This window comes from Kutzneria sp. CA-103260 (genome assembly GCF_018263855.1).
Classification (GTDB): Bacteria; Actinomycetota; Actinomycetes; order Mycobacteriales; family Pseudonocardiaceae; genus Kutzneria.
The window spans coordinates 5185559-5209466 of the sequence record NZ_CP073318.1; the positions used below are offsets into that span (position 1 = coordinate 5185559).

Annotated in this window: 24 protein-coding genes; 9 read left to right on the forward strand and 15 right to left on the reverse strand. The window is 71.8% G+C overall.

Features of this window, described 5'->3' with window-relative positions:
• Positions 1-3: 3 nt before the first annotated feature.
• Positions 4-468, reverse strand: coding sequence for a Rieske (2Fe-2S) protein (locus JJ691_RS22450; protein ID WP_211770679.1), 465 nt, complete (start codon positions 466-468; stop codon positions 4-6).
• Between the two features lie 220 nt (positions 469-688).
• The gene (locus tag JJ691_RS22455; RefSeq protein WP_211770680.1) at positions 689-1189 is read right to left on the reverse strand and encodes a hypothetical protein; all 501 of its coding nucleotides are present in this window, start codon (positions 1187-1189) and stop codon (positions 689-691) included.
• 367 nt (positions 1190-1556) lie between these two features.
• On the opposite strand from JJ691_RS22455, the gene JJ691_RS22460 reads away from it, so the two are divergent.
• Positions 1557-2984, forward strand: a complete 1428-nt coding sequence (locus tag JJ691_RS22460; protein ID WP_249228119.1) for a helix-turn-helix domain-containing protein — start codon at positions 1557-1559, stop codon at positions 2982-2984.
• A gap of 93 nt (positions 2985-3077) precedes the next feature.
• On the opposite strand, the gene JJ691_RS22465 is transcribed toward JJ691_RS22460, so the two are convergent.
• From JJ691_RS22465 to JJ691_RS22510, 10 genes are all read right to left on the reverse strand, one after another.
• Positions 3078-3542 carry a PH domain-containing protein gene (locus tag JJ691_RS22465; protein ID WP_211770682.1) on the reverse strand — a complete coding sequence of 155 codons (465 nt, stop codon included), beginning with the start codon at positions 3540-3542 and terminating at the stop codon, positions 3078-3080.
• Entirely contained in the window at positions 3539-4039 is a 501-nt protein-coding gene (gene ribH, locus JJ691_RS22470) for a 6,7-dimethyl-8-ribityllumazine synthase (RefSeq protein WP_211770683.1), read from the reverse strand. Before ribH ends, JJ691_RS22465 begins: the two co-directional genes overlap by 4 nt.
• 12 nt (positions 4040-4051) lie before the next feature.
• The gene (locus JJ691_RS22475; RefSeq protein WP_211770684.1) at positions 4052-5311 is read right to left on the reverse strand and encodes a bifunctional 3,4-dihydroxy-2-butanone-4-phosphate synthase/GTP cyclohydrolase II; all 1260 of its coding nucleotides are present in this window, start codon (positions 5309-5311) and stop codon (positions 4052-4054) included.
• Positions 5311-5943, reverse strand: a complete 633-nt coding sequence (locus JJ691_RS22480; RefSeq protein ID WP_211770685.1) for a riboflavin synthase — start codon at positions 5941-5943, stop codon at positions 5311-5313. The genes JJ691_RS22475 and JJ691_RS22480 overlap by 1 nt, the downstream gene beginning before the upstream one ends.
• Before the next feature lie 11 nt (positions 5944-5954).
• Positions 5955-6980, reverse strand: a complete 1026-nt coding sequence (ribD, locus tag JJ691_RS22485; protein WP_211770686.1) for a bifunctional diaminohydroxyphosphoribosylaminopyrimidine deaminase/5-amino-6-(5-phosphoribosylamino)uracil reductase RibD — start codon at positions 6978-6980, stop codon at positions 5955-5957.
• Positions 6977-7621 (reverse strand): ribulose-phosphate 3-epimerase, encoded by a 645-nt coding sequence (gene rpe, locus JJ691_RS22490; protein ID WP_211771653.1) that lies wholly within the window; start codon positions 7619-7621, stop codon positions 6977-6979. The genes ribD and rpe overlap by 4 nt, the downstream gene beginning before the upstream one ends.
• A gap of 96 nt (positions 7622-7717) precedes the next feature.
• Positions 7718-9145 carry an RsmB/NOP family class I SAM-dependent RNA methyltransferase gene (locus tag JJ691_RS22495; protein WP_211770687.1) on the reverse strand — a complete coding sequence of 476 codons (1428 nt, stop codon included), beginning with the start codon at positions 9143-9145 and terminating at the stop codon, positions 7718-7720.
• Positions 9142-10071 carry a methionyl-tRNA formyltransferase gene (gene fmt / locus JJ691_RS22500; RefSeq protein WP_211770688.1) on the reverse strand — a complete coding sequence of 310 codons (930 nt, stop codon included), beginning with the start codon at positions 10069-10071 and terminating at the stop codon, positions 9142-9144. Before fmt ends, JJ691_RS22495 begins: the two co-directional genes overlap by 4 nt.
• The gene (gene def, locus JJ691_RS22505; protein WP_211770689.1) at positions 10071-10619 is read right to left on the reverse strand and encodes a peptide deformylase; all 549 of its coding nucleotides are present in this window, start codon (positions 10617-10619) and stop codon (positions 10071-10073) included. The genes fmt and def overlap by 1 nt, the downstream gene beginning before the upstream one ends.
• Before the next feature lie 202 nt (positions 10620-10821).
• Positions 10822-10968, reverse strand: a complete 147-nt coding sequence (locus JJ691_RS22510) for a hypothetical protein (protein WP_211770690.1) — start codon at positions 10966-10968, stop codon at positions 10822-10824.
• 160 nt (positions 10969-11128) lie between these two features.
• On the opposite strand from JJ691_RS22510, the gene JJ691_RS22515 reads away from it, so the two are divergent.
• Together JJ691_RS22515 and JJ691_RS22520 are read left to right on the forward strand one after the other, a co-directional pair.
• On the forward strand, positions 11129-11416 hold the full coding sequence (locus JJ691_RS22515; RefSeq protein WP_211770691.1) for a FitA-like ribbon-helix-helix domain-containing protein: 288 nt from the start codon (positions 11129-11131) through the stop codon (positions 11414-11416).
• Entirely contained in the window at positions 11413-11808 is a 396-nt protein-coding gene (locus JJ691_RS22520) for a type II toxin-antitoxin system VapC family toxin (protein WP_211770692.1), read from the forward strand. Before JJ691_RS22515 ends, JJ691_RS22520 begins: the two co-directional genes overlap by 4 nt.
• On the opposite strand, the gene JJ691_RS22525 is transcribed toward JJ691_RS22520, so the two are convergent.
• From JJ691_RS22525 to JJ691_RS22535, 3 genes are all read right to left on the reverse strand, one after another.
• Positions 11805-13796 (reverse strand): primosomal protein N', encoded by a 1992-nt coding sequence (locus JJ691_RS22525; protein ID WP_211770693.1) that lies wholly within the window; start codon positions 13794-13796, stop codon positions 11805-11807. The genes JJ691_RS22520 and JJ691_RS22525 overlap by 4 nt on opposite strands.
• Positions 13797-13939: 143 nt before the next feature.
• Positions 13940-14683, reverse strand: coding sequence for a G1 family glutamic endopeptidase (locus tag JJ691_RS22530; RefSeq protein ID WP_211770694.1), 744 nt, complete (start codon positions 14681-14683; stop codon positions 13940-13942).
• A 103-nt stretch (positions 14684-14786) separates the two neighbouring features.
• Positions 14787-16130 (reverse strand): PucR family transcriptional regulator, encoded by a 1344-nt coding sequence (locus JJ691_RS22535; RefSeq protein ID WP_211770695.1) that lies wholly within the window; start codon positions 16128-16130, stop codon positions 14787-14789.
• Positions 16131-16209: 79 nt separating this feature from the next.
• Between JJ691_RS22535 and JJ691_RS22540 the strand changes: the two genes are divergently transcribed.
• From JJ691_RS22540 to JJ691_RS22565, 6 genes are read left to right on the forward strand one after another with little or no spacing between them, the layout of a single operon-like run.
• Positions 16210-17601, forward strand: a complete 1392-nt coding sequence (locus JJ691_RS22540) for a sodium:solute symporter (protein ID WP_211770696.1) — start codon at positions 16210-16212, stop codon at positions 17599-17601.
• Positions 17598-18542 carry an agmatinase gene (gene speB / locus JJ691_RS22545; RefSeq protein WP_211770697.1) on the forward strand — a complete coding sequence of 315 codons (945 nt, stop codon included), beginning with the start codon at positions 17598-17600 and terminating at the stop codon, positions 18540-18542. The genes JJ691_RS22540 and speB overlap by 4 nt, the downstream gene beginning before the upstream one ends.
• A gap of 11 nt (positions 18543-18553) precedes the next feature.
• Positions 18554-20170 carry a thiamine pyrophosphate-binding protein gene (locus JJ691_RS22550; protein ID WP_211771654.1) on the forward strand — a complete coding sequence of 539 codons (1617 nt, stop codon included), beginning with the start codon at positions 18554-18556 and terminating at the stop codon, positions 20168-20170.
• Complete coding sequence (locus JJ691_RS22555; RefSeq protein ID WP_211770698.1) at positions 20155-21570, forward strand: gamma-aminobutyraldehyde dehydrogenase; 1416 nt, start codon at positions 20155-20157, stop codon at positions 21568-21570. Before JJ691_RS22550 ends, JJ691_RS22555 begins: the two co-directional genes overlap by 16 nt.
• A 43-nt stretch (positions 21571-21613) precedes the next feature.
• Entirely contained in the window at positions 21614-22369 is a 756-nt protein-coding gene (locus JJ691_RS22560) for a class I SAM-dependent methyltransferase (protein ID WP_211770699.1), read from the forward strand.
• 57 nt (positions 22370-22426) lie between these two features.
• A complete protein-coding gene (locus tag JJ691_RS22565; protein ID WP_211770700.1) occupies positions 22427-23908 on the forward strand; it encodes a hypothetical protein in 1482 nt (493 codons plus the stop codon).

Sequence of the window (23908 nt, forward strand, 5' to 3'; positions counted from 1 at the left end):
CGATCAGGCCAGTACGACGGCGGCGCCGTTGACCTTCACGTTGACCGTGGTCAGGCCGGTGGTGGCCGGGCCCTTCTTCAGGGAGCCGGTGGCCGCGTCGAACTGGCTGCCGTGCCCCGGGCAGGTGATGGTGCCGCCCTGCGGCACGCCCACCGTGACGCCCTGGTGCGGGCAGGTGGCGCTGAACGCCTTGACCTCACCGGCGGCCGGCTGGACCAGCAGCAGCTTGCTGCCGCTGCCGCCCGGCGCGTCGACCAGCAGGCCGCCGCCGACCGGGACCTGGGCCAGCTTCGCGACCTCGGTGCCGGCCGCGGCCTGCGGCTGGCTCCCGGTGTTGGTGCCCGAGCCGGTGCTGGTGGCCGCGCTGCTGCACGCCGTCGTGACCGCGCCGCCGGCGACCAGCGCGGCGACCAGGCCGCAGAGCACCTGGCGGCGGTTCGGGTTGGCGATGACCTCGGGCGTGTTCAAAACGAGCCTCCGTGCACGTGGTGGGAAGACACAGTCCACCAGATACACGTGTCGGCTCGATCAGGGGTTCATCGGCATTGCCTGTGAATCGCCCCGAAACATTTCCTCAGGATCCACTCAGAAAAGCCGGGAATGCGATGTCGGCGGCCAATTCCGACAAAGGTCGGCGCCCACCCGCGCCCCGAACGCGGGCGGGCGCCGAGTTCCCCGCGACAGGGCTCTAGTTGGCCGTGCTGGCGATGGTGCGGGCCACCGCGAGCACGGCGGTGAACGGCGGCAGCCAGTGCCGGCTGAAGGAGGGGGCGTTGGCCCAGCGGACCCGGCCGTAGGGGGTCATGGTCGGCGGCAGCACGATGCTGCTGGGCGAGCGCACGAACCGGATCTCGGACGGCGTGCGCAGCTGGGCCGGCAGCAGCGCGACCAGCTCGGCCAGGAACACCCAGTTCTCCTGGGGGCTCGGGATGACCAGGGTGGGCCCGGCGAGCATGCGGGCCCGCAGCTCGGCCAGCACGGCGGAGCCGATGCGGGCGGGCATCACGATCGCGGTGGTGGTCGGCCCGAGCGGCAGCAGCACGCCCTGCTCGGTGACGTTGACCTTCCAACCGAGCATCCGGTAGTTGGCGACGACCTCGCCAAGGGTCCGGCCGAAGCTGCTCTCGGGCGGCTGCGGCGGTTGCACGACGGCCTGCGGGACTCGTGGTGGCTGGGTCGAGGTACGCATGGCGGACGTCCTCCCGGGTGGGGCGGTCGCTGCGGCGGTGGCCGGCGGGTTCGTCGCCGGGCGCCCTGGTGTGCCAGCAGCGTGCGCCGACACGCCGGCCCACTCCAATCCGCACCCGGATGGGTTGTATCCAGCTGCTGCATCACCGGTCCGGATGAAGGGTCGGCGGTTTCATGCATCAGGTGAATAGACATGCCCCTACCAGCGATTACACTGTGAACACGCTCAGTGACGGGGGCGAGGTGCCATGGAACCGGTCGGGTTACGGCAAGCCAGCACCGGACGAACATGTCCGTGTGGCGCTCGCATCGCGTCCGACAACTCGGACCGCCTGTGCACCGCGTGCCGCAGAGGCGCGCGGACCGAGGTGTTCGGGCCACCCCCGCTGCCCGAGGGCTTCTGGGACCACCCGGTGCTCGCCGAGGCCTTCGCCGATCAGAGCATGGGCGGCCTGATAGCAGCGTACCGCCACCATCCGCGGCATCCGTACCGGATCACCCAGGATCGGATGGCGGGCTGGCTGGGCATCAGCCAGGCGCAACTGTCCCGGTACGAGAACGGGGAGAACCCGATCGACCGGATCGACAAGCTGCGTGCCTTCGCCGAGGTGCTCGGGGTGCCCCCCGAACGCCTCTGGTTCGACCGCACGGGTCCTCCCCGACCCCGTGACCCCGAGGGCTCAGGATCCCAGGACGTCTTCACGCCGTCCTGGGACGCGTTGAGCACTGCCCGGTCCGTCGAAGAGGTGACGAGGAGCGACTTGACACTCAGCAGAAGGGCGGCGCTGACCGCAGGCGCCGCGGTGACGGTAGGACCCGCCCTCGTCGAACCGATGCAGCACTGGCTGACGCCACTGCAGCCGCTGGCCAAGTGGGCGGCCGGCGGCGCGATCGGCACGGACGAGCTGGCGGCGATGCGGATGGTCGTCGACGGGCTGCGTGGCTGGTCCGGCGGCGGCGGAATCGCCCGCAAGGCGGTGCTGGGCCAGCTCAACGAGCTGGCCGAGCGGCTGCGCCGGGCGCCGGACTCGCCCAACACGCAGCAGGCCTTCCAGGTGGGCGCGGAGCTGGCCAAGATGGCGGCCAGCATGTCGTTCGACGCCGGCCTGCACGACTCGGCCCAGCGCTACTACGTGCTGGCGGTGCGGATGGCCAAGGCCAGCCGCAACGAGCCGTTCGGCGCGCTGTGCCTGGCCTCGATGGCCCGGCAGATGTTCGACCTCGGTCGCCCCGAGGACGGACTGGAGCTGGTGCAGCTGGGCCAGTACGGCACCCGCCGCACGGCCACTGCGGGGCTGCGGGCGCTGCTGCACACCCGTGAGGCCTGGGCGTACGCGCTGATGGGCCGGGTGCACGAGTTCCACCGGGCGGTCGGCCACGCCCAGGAGTGCTTCGCCGCCCGGGACCGGACGACGGAGCCGCGCTGGAACGCGTCGTTCGACGAGGCGGAGATGGAGGGGGTGATCGGGGCCCGGCTGCGGGACCTGGCCCGGCACGATCCCACCCAGGCGATGCTGGCCGAGCGGCACATCCGCCGGGCGCTGGCGCTGCGTGACCCGTCCAAGGTGCGCAGCCGGGTGTTCGACGTGATCGGCCTGGCCCGCACCCGGCTGGCCACCGGCGAGCCGGAGGCGGCCTGCGAGCTGATCCAGTCCGTGCTGCCGATGGTGGTGCGGCTGCGGTCGGGCCGGGTCCGGCGCAAGCTCCAGGACTTCGTGACGGAGTCGGCGCACTACCGGCAGCTCAACGCCGTGCGCGAGGTCCAGGACGCCATCCGGGCGGTCCGCACCGCCTAGTCGGGAATATGAGGAAGCCCAGGCCTTTCCGGCCTGGGCTTCCTCATTGACGAGCGGTTATCCGAGTCTCCCGGGGCATCCACGCGTTCGGGCTCAGGCGTGGGGCTGGGTGGTGGCCTCGCGGTAGTTGGTGGCGTCCTTGTACAGGGAGCGCAGGGCCCGCATGGCGGTCACCGCGCGGGCGCCGTCGGCGGCCTGCACGGCCATGATGGAGACGTACTCGTCGGCCGGCAGGTCCAGCCGGGCCCACGCGGCGCCGTCGGGGAAGCTCAGCCCGCGGACCTCGCTCCAGGCGTAGCGGGTGGCGCCCAGCAGGTTGCGGACCTCGATCCACTCCTCCTGCGCCCGCACCCGGGGCCGGGTCAGCAGCAGCACGCCGCAGGCCAGGAACACGCCCACCATGGCCATGGCGATCTGGTCGGACACCTCGAAGTAGGCGCCGGTCGGGGTGTTGCGCAGCAGGATCGCGATCACCACGAACACGGCGACCAGCCCGAACGCCACCGGCACGGCGACGAAGCGCACCCGCCGGGGCCGGAACGTCACCGGGGCACTCATGCCAGCCCCCGATCCGTCCACGGCTTGTGGATGTTGCGCAGCTGCACGGCGGTGTCCAGGGCGGCCACGCAGGCCTCGAAGCCCTTGTCCTCGGCCGAGGACGGCATGCCGCAGCGGTCCAGCGCCTGCTGCTCGGTGTCGCAGGTGAGCACCCCATTGCCGATCGGCGTGCCCTCGTCCAGCGACACCCGGGTCAGCCCGGCCGTCACGGCGTCGCACACGTACTCGAAGTGCGGGGTGCCGCCGCGGATCACCACACCCAGGGCCACCACCGCGTCGTGGTGCTTGGCCAGGGCCTGGGCCACCACCGGCAGCTCGATCGCCCCGGCCACCCGCACCACGGTCGGCTCCTTGACGCCCGCCTTGGACGCCGCGGTCAGCGCCCGCTCCAGCAGGTTCGACGTGATCGTCTCGTGCCATCGGGTGGCCACCACCGCCAGCCGCAGGTCCTCACACCACTGCGGCACCGAGATGGTCGGCCGGCCGTCCCCACTCATCGCTGCGCTCCGTCATTCATCGTCGCTACTCGTGGACTCGTACTGCTCTAGATGATGCAGGTCGTGTCCCATGCGGTCGCGCTTGGTCCTCAGGTAACGCAGGTTCTCCGGGTTCGGCCACACCGGCAGCGGCACCCGGTCGACCACCTTCAGGCCGTATCCCTCCAGGCCAACCCGCTTGTCCGGGTTGTTGGTGAGCAGCCGCATCGACTTGATGCCCAGGTCCACGAGGATCTGCGCGCCGGTGCCGTAGTCGCGGGCGTCGGCCGGCAGGCCCTGCGCCAGGTTGGCGTCCACGGTGTCCGCGCCCCGGTCCTGGAGCTGGTAGGCCTGGAGCTTGTGCAGCAGGCCGATGCCCCGGCCCTCGTGCCCGCGCATGTACAGCACGACGCCGCGGCCCTCGGCGGCGACGGCCTCCATGGCGGCGTCCAGCTGCGGGCCGCAGTCGCAGCGCAGCGAGCCGAACACGTCGCCGGTCAGGCACTCGGAGTGCACCCGGACCAGCAGGTCCTCGCCGTCGCCGATCTCGCCCTTGACCAGCGCGATGTGCTCGATGCCGTCCAGCTTCGAGTCGTAGCCGACGGCGGTGAACTCGCCGTGCGCGGTGGGGATGCGGGCGTCGGCGACCCGGATCACGTGCCGCTCGGTGCGGCGGCGGTAGGCGATCAGGTCGGCGATGGTGATCATCTGGAGCTCGTGCTCCGCGGCGAACACGGTCAGCTCGTCACGGCGGGCCATGTCGCCCTCGTCCTTCTGGCTGACGATCTCGCACAGCACGCCGGCCGGTTGCAGACCGGCCAGCACGGCCAGGTCCACGGCCGCCTCGGTGTGGCCGGCGCGGCGCAGCACACCGCCCTCCCGGGCGCGTAGCGGCACCACGTGGCCGGGCCGGTTGAAGTCGCCGGGCACCGACTGGGGATCGGCCAGCAGCCGGATGGTGTGCGCGCGGTCGGCGGCGGAGATGCCGGTGGTCACGCCCTGGCGCGCGTCCACCGTGACCGTGTAGGCGGTGCCGCGGGCGTCCTGGTTGGTGTGGAACATCGGCGGCAGGTCCAGCCGGTCGCACACCGACTCGGGCAGCGGCACGCAGATGTAGCCGGAGGTGTAGCGCACCATGAAGGCGATCAGCTCGGGCGTGGCCTTCTCGGCCGCGAAGATCAGGTCGCCCTCGTTCTCGCGGTCCTCGTCGTCGACCACCACGACCGCCTTGCCGGCGGCTATGTCGGCGATGGCCTGCTCGATGGCGGCGTTCGCGCTGATGGGGTTGCTCATCACCGGACCTCCTCCTGCTGCGCCACCGGGCCGTTCTGGGTCAGCGCGGCCAGATGGGGCGTGGCCAGCCGCTCCACGTACTTGGCCAGCACGTCCACCTCGATGTTGACCCGGTCGCCGGGCTCGCGGCGGCCCATCGTGGTCAGCTCCAGCGTGGTCGGGATCAGCGCCACCGAGAAGGTGTCGTCGGTGACGTCCACGACGGTCAGCGAGATGCCGTCGATGGTGACCGAGCCCTTCTGCACCAGGTAGCGGGACAGCGATGCCGGGATGGCGAACTTGGTCAGGCCGCCGTCGTGGTGCTCCAGGAAGAGGCCGACGCCGTCCACGTGGCCCTGCACGATGTGGCCGCCGAGGCGCTGGCCGGCGGCCATCGCGCGCTCCAGGTTGACCCGGTCGCCCTCGTGGATCTTGTCCAGGCTGGACCGCTGCAGCGACTCGTCGACGACGTCCACGGTGAACGTGTCCTCGGTGGTCTCCACCACGGTCAGGCACACGCCGTTCACGGCGATCGAGTCGCCGTGCTTGGCGTCCGACACGACCAGCGGACCGCGCACGGTAAGCCGCGCCGCGTTGGGCAGCTGCTCGACGGCGACGATCTCGCCCAGTTCCTCCACGATCCCGGTGAACACGGGGATCCCCCTTACTCGGTCTTGACCGGCACTGCGGAGATCCGCACGTCGGGTCCGCTCATGGTGACGTCTTCGATGCCGAAAGGCAGCGCCTGGGTGATGGTGTTCACGCCGGCGTCCAGCAGCGCCGCGGGGCCCGCCCCGAGCATCATCGGCGCGACGTAGACGAGGGCGCGGTCCACGCGGTGCGCCTGCAGGAAGGCGCCGGCCAGCCGGGGCCCGCCCTCCAGCAACACGTCCACCACTCCCCGTTCGGCCAGTGCGGCCAACACCTCGTCGGGGTCGTGGCTCCGCACGTGCAGCGTCTCCGCCGCGTCGTCCAACACGCGGGCGGCGGGGTCTATTTCGCTCGTGCCGACCACCACGCGCAGCGGCTGCCGCGCCGAGAGCGTGCCGTCCTCCTCGCGGGCGGTCAGCTGGGGGTCGTCGGTGCGCACGGTGCCGGTGCCGGCGACGATGGCGTCCACCTTGCGGCGGATGTCGTGCACCTCGGCCCGGGACGTCGCGGAGCTGATCCAGCGGCTGGTGCCGTCCGCCGCCGCGACCCGGCCGTCCAGGCTCGCCGCGTACTTCCACGTCACGTGCGGACGGCTGGTGCGGGCGTAGTGCAGCCACGCGCGCAGCGGCCCGCGCTCCACGTCCTCAGCCAGCAGGCCGCCCTCGATCCCCACGCCCGCGGCGCGCAGCACGTCCGCGCCGCCGGCCGCTCGGGGGTTGGGGTCCGCGACGGCGTAGTACACCTGCTTGATGCCCGCGGCCAGCAACGCCTGCGTGCACGGCGGCGTGCGGCCGTAATGCGAGCACGGCTCCAGGGTCACGTACGCGGTGCCGCCCTGGGCCCGCTCCCCCGCCGCGCGCAGGGCCATGACCTCCGCGTGCGGGCCGCCCGGCGGCTGCGTAGCGCCGATGCCGGCGATGGTGCCGTCCGCGGCCACGATCGCCGCGCCCACCGGCGGGTTCGGGCTCGTGATGCCGCGCGTCCGCTCGCTGGCCTCGATCGCCGCCCGCATCGGCCCGTGGGTCGCCTCGGTGGTCATCGCGCGGCCTTGGCCCGGAGCTTGCGGACCGCCTCGGCCGGGTCCTTCGCCCCGTACACCGCCGAGCCCGCGACGAAGCAGTCCACGCCGGCCTCGGCCGCCTGCTCGATGGTGTCGTCGTTGATGCCGCCGTCGATCTCCACCAGCAGCGTCAGGTGGCCGGTGTCGACCAGGCGGCGGGCGGTGCGCACCTTGTCCAGCACCTCCGGCATGAAGGACTGGCCGCCGAAGCCCGGTTCCACCGACATCACCAGCAGCGTGTCGTAGTGCTTGAGGACGTCCAGCCAGGGCTCCAGCGGAGTGCCCGGCTTGACCGACAGGCCTGCCTTCGCGCCGGCGGCCCGCAGGTCCCGGGCGATCTTGACCGGGTCCTCGGCCGCCTCCGCGTGCACCGTCACGTTGTAGGCCCCGGCCTCGGCGTACCCGATCGCCCAGCGGTCCGGGTCGTCGATCATCAGGTGGCAGTCCAGCGGGATGTCCGTGGCTTTGCGGATCGCCTGCACCACCGGCAGGCCCAGGGTCAGGTTGGGCACGAAGTGCGCGTCCATCACGTCCACGTGCAGCCAGTCCGCGCCGGCCACGGCGTTGGCCTCCTCGCCCAGCCGGGCGAAGTCGGCGGACAGGATGCTCGGGGCGATCAGCGGCGACTGTGGCACACGCCGAGTCTAGTTGCCGGACCCGCATGTATTAGGCCCCGCGCCGATCGCCCCGATAGGCCGTAGGTCACACCCCGGCCCTCACACTCGGCGCAGCACCTGGCAGAACATTGCGTCGGTGCCGTGGCGGTGCGGCCAGAGCTGCACGTGCGGACCGTCGCCGAGCTGGGGGACGCCGGGGAACAGGTCCCGCGTGTCCACCGCCTCGGCCAGGCCCTTGCGGACGATGTCGGAGGTGACGCCGATGGTCTCCCGCAGGTGCGGCGAGCACGTCACGTACACGACAACCCCGCCGGGGCGGACCAGTTTCAGCGCGGACGTGAGGAGTTCACGCTGGAGCTTGGTGAGGTCGGCGACGTCGTCGGGACGGCGGCGCCAGCGGGCCTCGGGGCGGCGGCGCAGCGCGCCAAGACCGGTGCACGGGGCGTCGACCAGCACGCGGTCGAAGCCGCCCTCGGGCAGGCCGGGGTCGCGGCCGTCGGCGACGTGCACGGTGATCTCGAGGCCGGTGGTGGCTTTACGCACCAGCTCGGCGCGGTGCGGGGCCTTCTCGACGGCGTCGAGGGTGGCGCCTTGCAAGTGGGCCAGGGCGGCCAACAGGGCAGCCTTGCCGCCGGGGCCGGCGCACAGGTCCAGCCAGCGTTCGTCGCGGCCGTCGAGCGGGGCACGGGTCAGGGCGAGGGCGCAGAGCTGACTGCCCTCGTCCTGCACGGCGGCGAACCGCTCGCGCACGGGCTCCAGGTCGCCGGGGTCGCCGGAACCGGACTCCAGGTGCACGCCGTAGGGCGAGTACGGCGCGACATCGCCGCCGACGATGGCGGCCAGCTCCTCGTTGCTGATCTCACCGGGCCGGGCGGCGAGGTGCACGGCCGGCCGGGCGTCGTCGGCCCTGAGCGCGGCGGCGAGCTCGTCTCCCTTGTCCCCCAAGGCATCGGCAAACGCTTGCGCGATCCACTTGGGATGGGCGTTGGCGAAGGCCAGCCGGCCCACCGGGTCCTCGGGGGCGAGCTTGTCGACCCAGGCCGCCTCGTCCTGCTCGCCGACCCGACGCAGCACCGCGTTGACGAAGCCGGCCGGCCCGGAGCCGTGCGCCGCGCGCACCAGGTCCACAGTGGACGCCACCGCGGCGTGCGAGGGAATCCTGGTGCGCAGCAGCTGATACGCGCCCAGCCGCATCGCGTCCAGGAACGGTCCGTCTATTTCGGACAGTGGACGGTCGGAGCAGGCGGCGATGATCTCGTCCAGCAGGCCGCGGGCCCGCGCCGCGCCGTAGGCCAGTTCGGTGGCCAGCGCCGCGTCCCGGCCGCTGATCCGCCGCTCCCGCAACAACTTCGGCAGCACGAGGTTGGCGTATGCGTCGCGCTCGCGGACCGCCTTGAGCGTGTCCCACGCCGCCTGTCGCGCCGGGTCGTCCTCCGGCGGCCGGCGCGGACCCTGCCGCCGGGCCGGCGGATGCTGACGCTGCGGCCGGGACGGACGCCTGCTCGGTCCGCCGCTTCGCTCCGTCACGCCAACCGCTCCCCTGCTTCGATCCTCGAACCGCGCGCCCAGTCGGTGGCCGCCATCCGCTTCTTGCCCTGCGCCTGCACCTCGCCCAGCTGCACCGCCGCCGTGGCCGTGCCGACCAGGACCCGCTTGCGCTCCACCCGCAGCTCGCCGGCGGCCAGGTCGTCCACATCGGACAGTCGGACCGGGCCCAGCTTCAGCCGCTCGCCCCGGAACAGCGCCCACGCGCCGGGTTCCGGCGTCACGGCCCGGGCCAGCCGGTCCACCGCCACCGCCGGAGCGGCGAAGTCCAGGTGCGCGTCGTCCACGGTGATCTTGCCGGCGTAGCTGACGCCCTCGGCCGCCGGCTGCTCGCGCGCCTCCAGCGTGCCGTCCTCGATGCCGTCCAGCGTGCGGACCAGCAGGTCCGCGCCGACGATCGCAAGCCGGTCCAGCAGCTCCCCGGACGTCTCGTGCTCGCCGACACGCTCCGTGACCACGCCGAACACCGGGCCGGCGTCCAGCTCCTTGACGATGCGGAACGTGCTCGCGCCGGTGATCTCGTCGCCGGCCCGCACCGAAGCCTGCACCGGGGCCGCGCCGCGCCAGGCCGGCAGCAGCGAGAAGTGCAGGTTCACCCAGCCGTGCGGCACCACGTCCAGCGTCCGCTGCGGCAGCAGCGCGCCGTAGGCCACCACCGGGCAGCAGTCCGGGCCGATCTCCCGCAGCCGCTCCAGGAACTCCGGCGCGCCCGCCTTCTCCGGCGTCAGCACCTCGATCCCGTGCTCGTCGGCCAGCGCTCCCACGGGCGAGCGCACCAGGTGCCGGCCCCGCCCGGCCGGGGCGTCCGGCCTGGTCACGACCGCCGCCACCTCGTGCCGTTCGGACGCGATCAAGGCTCGCAGCGACGGCAGCGCCACCTCCGGCGTGCCCGCGAAGACCAACCGCATCAGTGGCCACCGCCGAACAGGCTGTGCGGGCTCTGCTTGATCGTCGGGACCGAGCCCGCGAACCACTCCGCCTCGCGGATGGCCTTCATGGCCTCCTTGCGGGTCTGCGGGTCCAGGCGGTCCAGGAACAGCACGCCGTCCAGGTGGTCCGACTCGTGCTGGATGCAGCGGGCCAGCAGCTCGCTGCCCTCCACCTCGATCGGCTCGCCGTGCATGTTCCAGCCCTTGGCCACCACGTGCAGGTGCCGCTTGCAGTCCCAGGACAGGCCCGGGATGGACAGGCAGCCCTCCAGGCCGTCCTGCATCTCTTCGCCCACGACGTCGAACGTCGGGTTGATCAGGTGGCCGGCGAAACCGTCGCAGTGATACGTGAACACCCGCAGTCCCACACCCAGCTGCGGCGCGGCCAGGCCGGCGCCGCCCTTGTCCTCCATGGTCTCCCACAGATCGGCGACCAGGCCGCGGAGTTCCTTGTCGAAGTCGGTGACCTCGGCGGCGCGGGTGCGCAGCACCGGGTCCCCGAACAGGCGGATGGGCTGGACGGTCACTGGTCTCCCTGGGCTGGACGGGCCTTGCCGTCCCAGTCTAGGAGATCAGTACTCTGAGTGGCCGCCGCCGGTGCCTGGACCGCAGGCTCATTCGAATGCCGCACCCGACGCACCCACCACCGAGCCACCCGGCATTCGAATGAGACAAGGGAAGGCACCGGCTTGGAGGCGGCCACGCCCGCCCGGAACGGGCGGCATGGGCTCAGTGGTCGGCCCCTACGAACAGCACCGTGGCCAGCGCCACCACGAAGTGACCGGTGAACTTGGCCGCCGTGAGGAGCTGCGCCGGCCAGCGGACGGTGATGTTGTTTGGGGTGGTGGTCTGGCCGGTCATCGTCAGCGTGGTCATCGTGTGCTCCTCGGGTCGATCGTGACTCAAGGTTCGCCCCACGAGCCGTCATCCCGCGTCGCCACCGGGTCTGGTCCCGCCGGTCATCCCCGAGGATGACGCTTTCCCCCACGATCAACCAGACTTGACAGTAGAGGCTCAGTGACTGCACTATGCAGTCATGCCCTCTGTGCTGACCATCCGCGACGTGCCCGACGATGTGAAGGCCGCACTCGCATACGAGGCGCGTGAGCGCGGCCAGTCGTTGCAGGCGTATTTACTGTCCATCCTCAAGCGACAGGCCGGGTTCAGCCGCAACCGACAACTGCTGGCCGAGATTGAACGGGACATGGCCCAGGGTGGCTGGGCCGGTGACGACGCGCCCAGCGCGGCCGAGGTGCTGGAGGCGGCCCGGCGCGAGACCGAGACCCGCGACCATCGGACGCATGGGGACGGCGGTGCGGCGTGATCGTGGTCGACGCCTCGGCGATGGCGAACATGCTGGCGTATGCCGACAGCTGCGGTCGCAAGGCTCGTGCGGTGCTGGCCAGGGACATCGAGTGGATCGCGCCGGAGCACTGGAAAGCAGAGCTCTTCTCGGTTGTCCGGGGACTGACGCTAGGTCGCAAGATCAGTGAGGATGAGGGGCTCCGGGCAGTGAACCGATTGCCCCATCTCCGCGTGGACACGGTCTCGCTCGACGACCTGCTGCCGAGGATGTGGGAACTGCGCGGCAACGTCAGCGGCTACGACGCCGCGTACGTCGCACTGGCCGAGGCGCAAGGCGTCACCTTGGTGACCGCAGACGGGAGGCTTGCCCGCACGGCGACGTCGTTCTGCCGGGTCGAGCTGGTCGGCTAGAGCAGTTCCAGCGGGTCCATGCGGACCCGGACCTGGTCGGGGTCCTTGCGGGCGGTGCGGACGCGGACGGCGTTGGCGATGGCTTCGGCGAGGGCGCGGCCTTCGGCGCGGGTGGTGCGGACGAGGGCGCGTTCCTTGTCCTCGCCGAGGGGGACGGGGCCGAGGATCTCGCCGGTGGCGGGCAGTTTGAGGTCGTCGAGCACGGCGTTGACGGCGTCGGGGACGCCGTCGATGGTGGCCATGCGGACGGCGGGCGGGAAGCCGAGCTCGGTGCGGCCGGAGAGTTCGAGGCTGGCGTGCCAGACGGGGTCCCAGCGGACGAGGGCCTGCACGGTGGGCAGGCTGGACTCGGCGGTGACGATGACGCGGCCACCGGCGGCCCCGGGCACGACCATGCCGGCGGCGGTCATCCACAGGCGCAGGGCCTCCTCGGTGGCGCGCAGGTCGGCCCGCCCGAGGATGGCCCAGCCGTCGAGCAGCAGGGCGGCCCCGTAGCCGCCGACGGCGTGGGGCTCAGCGCCGGGGGTGGCGACGACGAGGGCGGGGGCGTCGGGCACCTCGGCCAGCACCTCGCCGGCACCGGAGGTCCGTACGACGAAGCCCGGGAAGGCGCGGCCCAGTTCCTCGGCGGTGCGCTTGGAGCCGACGACCACGGCCCGCAGCCGGCGTGAGCCGCAGGCGGTGCAGCGGAACATGACCTCGACGGCTCCGCACCAGCGGCACTCGGCGGGCCGGGGCGTGCCGTTGTCGCTGCCGCCGGGTAGCGACAGGGGCCCGGCGCATTTGCGGCACTGGGCCCGCACACGGCAGTTGGCGCACGCGAGCGCCGGCACGTAGCCACGGCGCGGGACCTGCACGAGCACGGGCCGCCCGGCCTTCAACGCTTCACGGGCGGCCTCGAAGGCAATGGCCGGCAGCCGGGCAGTGCGGGCGGCCTCGTCCCGTGCGAGCTGGGCGTCGGTCTCCCCGATGGCGGTGACGCGCGGCGCGGCGGCGCGGAGTTGTTCCCGCGCGGCGACGATCTCCGGGGCCCAACCGGTGTCCACGAGCAACTGCGCCTCGGCGGTACGGGCGAAGGCGGCCACGAGCAGCGACGCCCCGGCCATGTGCGCCCGCTGCACCAGCACATCCCGCACGTGCGGATACGGCGCGAGCTGCTCGGCGTGCCCGCTGTCACCGTCGTCCCACACCACGAACAGCCCTGGATCGGCGACCGGCGCGAACGCCGCGGCCTTGGTGCCGACGACCACGCGCACGGTGCCCCGCAGCACCGACAGCCACCGCTTGTACCGCTCCCCCGGCCCGAGGTCGGCGGACAGCGCCACCACGCCGTCCATGAGCCGCTGGCACGCCGCGAAGACCCGGTTCACGTCGCGGTAGTCGGGCACCACGATGACCACGCCCTTGCCGGCCGACGCGACCGTGGCGGCGACCTCGGCGAGCCGCGCGGGCCAGTCCTCGCCGGGGAGGGCCTGCCACACGGCGTTGGCCGATCGACCGCCGGCGAGGGCGTCGAGGTAGGCCGGGCCACGGGTGTAGCGCTGCCAGCTGTCCGCCGATGGGCGCTCAGGCGCCGCTGTCGGCTCGTCGGCGGCGCGGGCCTCGGCGCGGGCGTGCCGCGGCGGGACCGCCAGCCGCAGCACGTTGGCCAGCGACCCCACGTACCGGTCGGCGACAGCCCGGGCCAGGCCGTGGATCTCCGGGGTGAGCACGACCTCCGGGGACACCACCCGCTCGATGTACTTGATCTTGTCGGCGACCTCGGTGTGCTCGACCCGCTCCAGCAGGAAGCCGTCGGTCAGCTTGCCCCGGAACCGCACCCGCACCCGCACCCCGGGCCGGGCGTCGGCGTCGCACTCAGCGGGAATCCGGTAGTCGAAGGGGAAATCCAGGTGGTACGGCAGCGGCACGTCCACGCTGACCCGCGCGACCGCGGCGGTGGCGGCGGGCTGCCGCTCACCGCGCCGGACGTTCCCGCTGGTTGCCACGCCCTGAGGTCTACCAGAAGGGGCTCCCGGCAGTGCCGCGAAGGGGGCATTCCTGGCGTTGAACGCCAGGAATGCCCCCTTCCGAGCGGGCTACTGTCCGAACTCGACACTCAGTTGCCCGAGAGCGGGACTCGCGAGAGCGGTTAGACGTGCTTCCAGGTGCAGGTGAAGTTGGTGCCGCTGGTGAGGCCGGACACGGCGTCCTTGGTGGTGCCGCCGCTGGCCTGGGTGATCGGGTCGTAGCTCTGGCTGCCGATGGCCTTGCCGTTGGCGGTGGCGTTGGTGAAGTTCACACTGCCGAAGTTCGCCAGCGGCAGCGTGCCGTTGGAGTCGGAGGGGGCCTCGGCGATGATCTCGGCGCTGGCCAGCTTGGCCGCCGAGTACGTCTTGCTGACGGTGTGGCTCCAGCCCCGGGTGGTGTCGGCGATCTTCAGCGTGAACTTGCCGCCGGTGGTCTCCGTCACCGACGCGGTGAAGTGGTCGCCGGGGCTGACGGTGTCGCTGAAGTTGACCGGGTAGGCCGGGTACATCTCGTACCACGCGTAGTACTCGGCGCGGCCGTTGATGTAGTCGACCTCGGTGCCGAGCTGTTCGACGGAGTTGCTGCCGTCACCGTCGATGCCGACCCAGAAGCTGGAGTACGCGTCCTGGGAGGTGGCCTTCACCGCCGGCTGCACCCAGCTGGCCGAGACGCTGGTGAACTTGCCGCCGGTCACGGCGTAGCCGGCCCAGTTCCCGCTGGTGCTGTGGGAAAGTCCGTGGTTGAGCGGCTTGTGCAGTGTCGATTTTTGGACAGGGGCCGGGGCGGCGCTGACGGCCGGGGCGGCCAGGCCGATCACGGCCAGCGGCGCGAGCACGGCGACGGCGATGCGCAGAGGCGACTTCACGACGGGGTTCTCCTCGTGCAGGGGTAAGTGGCGCTGCACGGGAAACGCTAGGTTCGTCACACCCCGCGGTGAAGCGGGAAACCCCTTGGCGCGAACCCTTGAATCAGTCAGACCACCGCAAAGCGAACCAAAGTTCCATGCGCCGCTGCACATCGGACAGGTCGACGCCCAGTTCCCGGGCCACCACGCCGATCCGGTGCCGCACGCTGTTGCGGTGCACGCCCAGTTCGGCCGCGGTCCGATCCCAGTTTCCGTTGCAAGCCAACCAGGTCCGCAGGGTTTCGACGAGTTCGGGCCGCGCCGCCAACGGTTCCAGCACGGTCGCGGCGAATCGGGCGGCGGCCTCGGGATCGACCAGAGCGGACACGCCATCGTCGACAGTGATCGGTCTGCCGACGGCGACGGCCCGTTCCAGCATCCGCGCGGCTTCCCGGTCGGCGGACGGCAGATCGGCCACGCCCACCGGGGAACTCACCGCCAGCAGCCAGCCAGCCGCTTGCGCCGCAACAACATCCGGCACAGTGGTGACAATCGCCCGCAGTTGGCCGCCGTCCGCGTCGATCCACGCGGTGCCGAGATCGATTTCCCGTTCGCCACGGGCTTTCCGCCGACCGCGCACGACCCGGTACCCCTGATGGGAGTCGTCGCCGAGCAACATCTTCGTGACCGAACGACCGTCGGCACGATCGGCCAAAGCCAGCAGTGCCAACGCAACCGCGATCACGGCCCGGTCCGCGACGGAGAATGGCCGCGCGGCGCCGACGACCAGCGCCCGGACGGAATCCACCGGATATCCGACGACATGCCATGATCCGACCTCCGTCGAGGCGCTGCGCGGACCGCTGCCGGCCCGAAGCCGCGAGGCCAGTTCCGCGACCACCGGGTCGACAGCCTCGATGCCCGCCTGGGCGACCACGGCGTCGTCCAGCAGCACACACCACCAGTCGGACAGCTCGGCCAGCGTGGCGACCACGGCGTGCATGGGATTGGGGCGCAACGCGGCACGGGTCAGCGTCGCCTGCGCCTCGGACAGCCACCGCAGCTCGGCGTGCTCTGCCTCGGCCAGCGCCACCCCGACGGCCTGGCTCACAGCAAGGAAGGGTGTAGTGGCAGGTAGCGCCAGCAAGGGCAGCCCTTGTTGCGCGCAAGCGTCAACCAACGATGCGGGCACCTCGTCGTACACCGGCGTGACGCCGAAACCCAGCGCCTGCACGCCCGCAGCAACCAAACCGCGCACGTAACCGTCAACGTCCTCGGGGAAGTTCACGCCCGCGGTCAGCAGCAGCTCGCCGCCCAGCAGGTACGGCACCGGGTCGCGCAGCTCGCTGACGTGCGCCCACCGGATCGGCCGGTCCAGCCGGTCGGCCCCGGCCAGCACGACCAGGCCCAGCTCCGGCCGGCGCACCAGGTCGCCCAGGGGAACTGTGGACGTTCGGCCCAATGACATGGCACGAGATTGTGCACTTCGTCCAGACGGGCTGCACGCCGTCGCTTCCTAGGGTGACCTGAACGACAGGAGGAAGCCGATGGCACTCGATTACGCGGTGATCGCGGCGTACGTGCTGGGCATGGTCGGGGTCGGCTGGTGGGGCATGCGCCGCGCCACCACCCGCAGCGACTACCTGGTCGCCGGCCGCCGGCTGGGCTTCGCGATGTACTCCGGAACCATGAGCGCGGTCGTCATCGGCGGCGCCTCGACCATCGGGGGCATCGCGCTCGGCTACCAGTTCGGCGTGTCCGGGGCGTGGCTGGTGTTCACCATCGGCCTGGGCATCCTGGCGCTGTCGGCGTTCTTCGCCCGCCGAATCGTCCGGCTGAAGGTCTACACCGTGCCCGAGATGCTGGACCTGCGCTACGGCGGGTCGACCAGCATCGTGTCGGGCGTGGTGATGTGGGGCTACACCCTGATGCTGTCGGTCACCTCCACCATCGCGTACGCCACCGTGTTCGAGGTGCTGTTCGGCCTGCCCAAGGTGGGCGGGGTGATCATCGGCGGCGTCATCGTGGTGCTGTACTCGGCGCTGGGTGGCATGTGGTCGATCACGCTGACCGACATCGTGCAGTTCGTCGTGAAGACGGTCGGCATCCTGCTGGTCCTGCTGCCGACGGCGCTGGTCGCGGTGGGCGGCTTCGGCGGCTTGCACGCGCAACTGCCGGCCAGCTTCTTCGATGTCGGCTCGATCGGCACCGGCCGCATCGTCACGTACCTGCTGATCTACGTGTTCGGCCTGCTCATCGGCCAGGACATCTGGCAACGTGTGTTCACCGCCCGCACGCCACGGGTCGCGACCACGGGCGGCCTCGCCTCGGGCCTGTATTGCGTTGTCTACGCCATCGCCGGCGCGCTGATCGGCAGCGCGGCCAAGGTGCTGTACCCGAACCTGCCCAACCCGGACGACGCGTTCGCCACGATCGTCACCGGCCTGCTGCCGGCCGGCCTGCGCGGGCTGGTCCTGGCCGCCGCCCTGGCGGCGATGATGTCCACCGCTTCGGGCGCGCTGATCGCCTGCTCGACCGTCGCCCAGAACGACATCCTCCGGCGTGGCGGAGTGCGGGCCAACCGCCTCGCGACCCTCGCGCTGGGGGTCGTGGTGATCTTGATTGCGATCGTGGTGGACGACGTGGTAGCCGCCCTCACGGTGGCCTACAACCTGCTGGTCGGAGGCCTGTTGGTGGCGATCATCGGCGGCCTGCTCTGGAAGCGGGGCACCCGGGTCGGGGCCATCGCCTCCATGATCGCCGGTGCGCTCACAGTCGTCGCGTGCATGCTGGCTTACGGCCTGCTCGCCGACCAGCCCATCTACTTCGGCCTGCTGGCCAGCCTCGTCGTGTACGTGGCGGTCAGCCTGGCCACCCCGCGCACGGCCGACTCCGTGCTGCACAACTGGGAACAACGACTCGCTGGAGCGTCCGCATGACCCCGATCGGCCCGACCGACTCGTCCGTCGTCCCGCGCTTCGCCGGCCTGGCCACGTTCGCCCGGCTGCCGCGCATCGACCAGGTGAGCCGGGCCGACGTGGCCGTGGTCGGCATCCCGTTCGACTCCGGCGTGTCCTACCGCCCGGGCGCGCGGTTCGGCCCGGCGGCGGTGCGGGAGGCCAGCCGGCTGCTGCGGCCCTACCACCCGGGCCTAGACGTGTCGCCGTTCGAGCGGGCCCAGGTGGTGGACGCCGGCGACATCGCGGCCAACCCGATGGACATCCCGCTGGCCATCGACACCGTCGAGCGGGAGGCCGGCGTGCTGCTGGACGACGGCACGAAGCTGGTCAGCATCGGCGGCGACCACACGATCGCGCTGCCGCTGCTGCGGGCCCTGTCGCGGCGGCACGGGCCGGTGGCGCTGCTGCACTTCGACGCGCACCTGGACACGTGGGACTCGTACTTCGGGGCGTCCTACACGCACGGCACGCCGTTCCGCCGGGCGGTCGAGGAGGGCGTGCTGGACACCTCCGCGCTGTGCCACGTCGGCATCCGCGGCCCGCTGTACGACCGCGGCGACCTGACCGGCGACAAGGAGCTCGGCTTCGGCATCGTGACCTCGGCCGACGTGCTGCGACGGGGCGTGGACGAGGTGGTCGGCGGCCTGCGGGAACGCATCGGCGACCGGCCGCTGTACGTGTCGGTGGACATCGACGTGCTGGACCCGGCCCACGCGCCCGGCACCGGGACGCCGGAGGCCGGCGGGCTGACCAGCCGCGAGCTGCTGGAGATCCTGCGCGGCCTGGCCGGCGCCAACCTGGTGTCGGCCGACGTGGTCGAGGTCGCCCCGGCCTACGACCACGCGGAGATCACCTCGATCGCCGCCTCGCACGTGGCCTACGACCTGGTGTCGCTGCTGTCGATGGGAGTGTCGGCGTGACTCGGCCCGATATGCCCAGGATCGGCGCGGACCTGGTCGTCGAGACGCTCAAGGCGCTCGGCGCGGACACCGTGTTCGGCGAGCCGGGCCAGCACGCGCTCGGCCTGTTCGACGCGCTGCGCCGCTCCGACCTGCGCTATGTCGGCAACCGCACCGAACCCTCGGCGGCGTTCGCCGCGGACGGGCACGCGCGGATCACCGGCCGGGTGACACCCCTCGTCGTGTCAACCGGTCCTGGCGCGTTGCTCACGTTGGCCGGACTACATGAGGCAATCTCGTCTTCGTCGCCGGTGCTGGGCATCAGCAGCCAGATCCCGTCCGACGGGCTCGGCGGCCGGCGGCGCGGCTACCTGCACGAACTTCCCGACCAGCAGGCGAGTTTCCGCGATGTGGTGAAGTCGACGCACGTGGTCCGCACCGCCGCGCAGATCCCGGCGGCGCTGGCCGAGGCGTGGCGAACCGCTTCGACGGCGCCGACCGGACCCGTATGGGTGGAAATTCCGCAGGACGTGCTGGCCGGTCCGACCGAGCAGCCGCCGGTGGTCTCGGTCGACGGTGAGCCGAGAACCTTGCGTCCGCAACCAGAACTGGTGGCCGAGGCGGCGCGGCTGCTCGACGCGGCCGAGCGTCCCATGATCCTCGCCGGCGGCGGCGTGGTGCGGGCCGGCGCGCAGGAAGCGTTGCTGGCCTTGGCGATGAGGCTCGGCGCGGCCGTGGCCAGCACGTTCGGCGGTCGCGGCGCGTTCCCGTGGGAGCACCCGCTGTCGCTGCGCTCCTGGCTGGAGGACTGGCACACCACGGAGTTCCTGGCCTCGGCCGACGTGCTGCTGGTGGTCGGCTCCGGCCTCGGCGAGCTGTCCACGAACTACGGCACGTTCCGGCCCACCGGCCGGGTGATCCAGGTGGACGCCGACGCCACGCGGCTGGCGGCGAACTACCCAGCATTGGGGATCCACGCCGACGCCGGGGAGTTTCTGTCCGAAGTTGTCAAACATGTTGGCTCGCGGGCACGAGTGTCGCCGGACACCGCCGGCCTGCTGACCCGGGTCGAGGAGCGGCTGAACGGGCAGGATTTGGCGTTGGAGCGCTCCATTCTGGGCACGCTAAGGGAAGCGCTGCCGGCGGACGTGCCCAGCTTCTGGGACATGACAATTCTCGGGTATTGGGCCTGGTCAGCCTGGGACCCGAGGTCCGGCGGCATGCACACCGCGCAGGGCTCGGGCGGCCTGGGCTGGGCCTTTCCAGCGGCGGTCGGGGCGGCCGCCGCGCTGCGGGGAAACCGGCCCGTGCTGGCCGTTTCCGGCGACGGCGGGGCGATGTACGGGCTGGCCGAGCTGGCCACCGCGGCCCAGCACGCGCTGCGCGTCACGTGGTTGATCGTGGATGATGGAGGCTATGGGATTCTCCGCGAGTACATGGACACTCCATACGGCACCGAGCTGACCCACCCGGACTTCGTGGCGCTGGCCAGGTCGTTCGGGGTGCCGGCGACCCTGAGCACACCGGCCCGACTGGCGTCCGACATGATCAACTCACTGGCGGTGGACGGCCCGAGCGTGGTCGTGCTGCCGGCCAGACTGACGATGTTCGCGCCGACCCACCAGGAGGTGCAATGGCCCACAACGTGATCAACGGCGAGCGACTGTCCGGAGTGGACGGTCTCCGGGCCGGTGTCGTCGACCCGGCGACGGGCGAGGTCAGCGACAGCGCGCCGGTCTCCGGAGCCTCCGATGTGGACAACGCGGCGCGGGCCGCGGCGGCCGCCTTCGACGGCTGGCGGCGCAGCACGCCCGCCGACCGCGCGCACGCCCTGCTCGGGCTGGCCGCCGCCGTCGAGGACAACGCCACCCGGCTGGCCGACGCCGAGTGCGCGGAGACCGGCAAGCAGTGGCACGTGGTGCTGGAGGAGGAGATCCCGGCCAGTGTGGACGCCCTGCGGTTCTTCGCCGGGGCGGCCCGCAACCTGGAGGGGCGCTCGGCCGGCGAGTACGCCACCGGGCTGACCTCGACGGTCCGGCGCGAGCCGGTCGGGGTGTGCGCGCAGATCACGCCGTGGAACTACCCGCTGATGATGGCCGTGTGGAAGATCGCCCCGGCGGTGGCCGCCGGCAACACCACCGTGGTGAAGCCGGCCGAGACCACGCCGTCCAGCACCGTGCTGCTGGCCGAGCTGGCCGGCGAGTACCTGCCGGCCGGCGTGGTCAACGTGATCTGCGGCGACCGGGACACCGGGCGGCTGCTGGTCGAGCACCCGGTGCCGGCGCTGGTGTCGATCACCGGCTCCACCCGGGCCGGCATGCAGGTGGCCGCCAGCGCCGCGGCCACCCTGAAGCGGACCCACCTGGAGCTGGGCGGGAACGCTCCCGTGATCGTCTTCCCGGACGTCGACGTGGCCGACGTGGCCGAGAAGATCGTCGCCGCCGCCTTCTACAACGCCGGCCAGGACTGCACCGCCGCCAGCCGCGTGCTGGCCCACGACGACGTGCACGACGAGCTGGTGGCGGCCCTGACCAAGATCGCCTCCGCGCAGCGCACCGGCAAGGGGCCCCGCGAGGCCGCCGACTTCGGGCCGCTCAACAGCCAGGCCCAGCTCGACCGGGTGACCGGCCTGATCTCCCGGCTCCCCGCCCATGCCGTCGTGCACTGCGGCGGCCACCGGGTCGGCGACCGGGGCTTCTTCTTCGCCCCGACGGTGCTCTCCGGCCTGCGTCAGGACGACGAGATCGTGCAGGAGGAGGTGTTCGCCCCGATCATCACCGTGCAGGGCTTCTCGTCCGAGGAGGAGGCCGTACGGCTGGCCAACGGCGTGCCCTACGGGCTGGCGTCGTCGGTGTGGTCCGAGAGCCACCGGCGGATCCTGCGGGTGACCTCCGGGCTGGACTTCGGCTGCGTGTGGGTCAACACGCACGGGCCGCTGGTGTCCGAGATGCCGCACGGCGGGTTCAAGCTGTCCGGGCACGGCAAGGACCTCTCCGGCTACGGCTTCGACGACTACACCCGGGTGAAGCACGTGATGAGCGCCGTCTGAGACCCTAGCAAACCGTACGTACGTACTGCTACCGTCCCAGGGCATGACCGATGCCACCACCCGGTTCGGGGGTTTCGCCGACGAGTACGACCGCGTCCGCCCCACGCCGCCCGCCGTCCTGACCGAGCTGATCACCCAGTGGGCCGGGGTCACTGAGCCCGATGTCGTCGACCTCGGCGCCGGCACCGGCCTGGCCACCGCGCTGTGGCCGGCCGCCATCGGCGTCGAGCCCGATCCCGGCATGCGGGCCATCGCCGCCGCCCGGGGCCTGCGGGTCGTCGACGGCACCGCCGAGGCCACCACCCTGCCCGACAACTGCGCCGACGTCGTCACCGCCAGCCAGGCCCTGCACTGGTTCGACCCCGCCCGCGCCTTCCCCGAGGTCGCCCGCATCCTCCGCCCCGGTGGCGTGTTCGCCGCCTTCGACTGCGAATGGCCGCCTGCCGTCGACCCCGAGTGCGACGCCGCCTACCGCTCCGTCGAGGACCATTACCGCGTTCTCGAGGTCCGACACCACGTCCGTCCTCCCTACGCCGCCAAGGCCGACCACGCCGCCCGCCTCCGCGACAGCGGCCTGTTCCGCCACGTCACCGAGGTCGCCGTGCACGCCAAGGACATCGGCGACGCCGCCCGCTTCGTGGACATCCTCCGCAGCCAGGGCGGCGTCGTCGCCCTGCTCGAACGCGGCATCACCGAGGACGAGATCGGCCTCACCCGCCTCCGCGAGGTCGCCCAGCGCCGCATCCCCACCCCGCGCATCTGGTGGTGGACCTATCGGGTCCGTCTCGCCGTTGCGTGAGCGGTCCTCACCGCACGCCACTAGCATCACCGGCGACGCAACAGGGGGGAACACACAGTGTCCATTCCGAACGATCCCGGCCAGGCCTATCCCGGCGGCTGGCCGCTGCCCGGGCAGCAGCAGCCCGGCCAGCAACAGCCCGGCCCCGGCTACCCGCAAACGCCGGCCTCCGGGCAGCCGCAAGCTCCCGGCTCTCAGCCGCCGCCTCCCGGCTATCCGCAACCAGGCCCACAGCAGCCGCCGACTCCCGGCCAGCCACAGGCTCCCGGTTATCCGCAGCCGGCCGGTAACCCGCAGCAGGCTCCCCATCCGCAGCCCTGTCCCGGCCAGCCGGGACCTTCGGCGCAACCAGGGGTGTTCGGCCCAGGATTTGCCGGGCAGCCGGGATTTCCGGCCCAGCAGGGCTTCTCCGGTCAGCAGGCCGCGCCGAGCCAACCGGGATTCCCCGCCCAGCAAGGCTTTGCCGGCCAGCCACCTTTCCCTGGCCTTCAGCCCTACCCCGGCCAATCGCTTTTCCCTGGCGAGCAGCAGCAGCCGCGGGCCAAGCGTCGGCGCGGGTGGGTGATTGGGGGTGTCATCGGCGCGGTCGTGGTGGTCGCTGTCGCGGTCGGGGTGTTTGTGCTCAGGCCGTCCTCCGGGGGCGGCGGTGGCGCCGACGCGGGCACGGCGTTGCAACCAGGGCAGGCGGTGAACGCGCAGACCCTCGCCGGCGTCTCCGCGGACGCGCAGTTCTGGTCGGTGTTCCGGCGGCAGATCCAGGCGAAGATCGCCGTGCTCACGAGCGCGTCGTTCAACTCCCAGGACGCCTTCGCGTCCGGGCAGTACGACTCGATCTTCAAAGCCGGGGTGGACCACGGCGCGAAGAAGCCGTTCCTGGAGCGGACGTACTTCCTGCAGGGCAAGCCGTCCTCGTTGGACAAGTGCGTCGGCGGGGTTGAGCAGACGTACTACATCAGCTCCCAGCGGTGGTCGGCCCAGCCGCCCGAGCGGCCGACGACCTGCACCGTGCAGGACCAGGGCCTGCTCTACACGGGCAGCGACGGGATCGCCCCCAGCGGGCTCAACCAGACGCAGGCCGACGCGTACATCAACGCCCTGCAGAACAAGTACCAGGGCTTCGTGAAGGCCGGAAAGCCCACCCTGTTCAGCGCCAACGGCAGCCAGTACGTGCGGATGGCGGTGGACTTCGGCCCGGTCAAGATCCCCAACGACGGCTACGAGGGCAACCAGATCTTCATCTGGGCCTTCAAGGACACCGGACTGGACGGTCTGTCCTGGCCGTTCACCAACGGCCACACCGGTGTCACGGGCTCGCACGTCGTCTACTACCTGGACACGAAAACCCTGCTGCCGGCGTACGAGGTGGTGTCGCTGAACCCGGCGCTCGACGACAGCACCGACAAACCCAGCACCGACGACACGTCCTACTTCGTCGGCTTCTACCGCTACGACTACCCCGACGCGCTGCCGGTGTCGACGACGTCCGACACGACTCCGTTCACCCTGCAGATGCCGGAGGGCTTCAAGCTCGCCCGCTGA

Bases quoted from the DNA above. Each gene is read 5' to 3' on its own strand.
- JJ691_RS22465 (WP_211770682.1), bottom strand. From the start codon at position 3,542: ATGAGTGCCCCGGTGACGTTCCGGCCCCGGCGGGTGCGCTTCGTCGCC.
- JJ691_RS22475 (WP_211770684.1), bottom strand. From the start codon at position 5,311: ATGAGCAACCCCATCAGCGCGAACGCCGCCATCGAGCAGGCCATCGCC.
- JJ691_RS22555 (WP_211770698.1), top strand. From the start codon at position 20,155: ATGGCCCACAACGTGATCAACGGCGAGCGACTGTCCGGAGTGGACGGT.
- JJ691_RS22535 (WP_211770695.1), bottom strand. From the start codon at position 16,130: ATGTCATTGGGCCGAACGTCCACAGTTCCCCTGGGCGACCTGGTGCGC.
- JJ691_RS22550 (WP_211771654.1), top strand. From the start codon at position 18,554: ATGCCCAGGATCGGCGCGGACCTGGTCGTCGAGACGCTCAAGGCGCTC.
- JJ691_RS22455 (WP_211770680.1), bottom strand. From the start codon at position 1,189: ATGCGTACCTCGACCCAGCCACCACGAGTCCCGCAGGCCGTCGTGCAA.
- JJ691_RS22510 (WP_211770690.1), bottom strand. From the start codon at position 10,968: ATGACCACGCTGACGATGACCGGCCAGACCACCACCCCAAACAACATC.
- JJ691_RS22560 (WP_211770699.1), top strand. From the start codon at position 21,614: ATGACCGATGCCACCACCCGGTTCGGGGGTTTCGCCGACGAGTACGAC.
- ribD (WP_211770686.1), bottom strand. From the start codon at position 6,980: ATGACCACCGAGGCGACCCACGGGCCGATGCGGGCGGCGATCGAGGCC.
- speB (WP_211770697.1), top strand. From the start codon at position 17,598: ATGACCCCGATCGGCCCGACCGACTCGTCCGTCGTCCCGCGCTTCGCC.
- JJ691_RS22540 (WP_211770696.1), top strand. From the start codon at position 16,210: ATGGCACTCGATTACGCGGTGATCGCGGCGTACGTGCTGGGCATGGTC.
- ribH (WP_211770683.1), bottom strand. From the start codon at position 4,039: ATGAGTGGGGACGGCCGGCCGACCATCTCGGTGCCGCAGTGGTGTGAG.
- JJ691_RS22515 (WP_211770691.1), top strand. From the start codon at position 11,129: ATGCCCTCTGTGCTGACCATCCGCGACGTGCCCGACGATGTGAAGGCC.
- fmt (WP_211770688.1), bottom strand. From the start codon at position 10,071: ATGCGGTTGGTCTTCGCGGGCACGCCGGAGGTGGCGCTGCCGTCGCTG.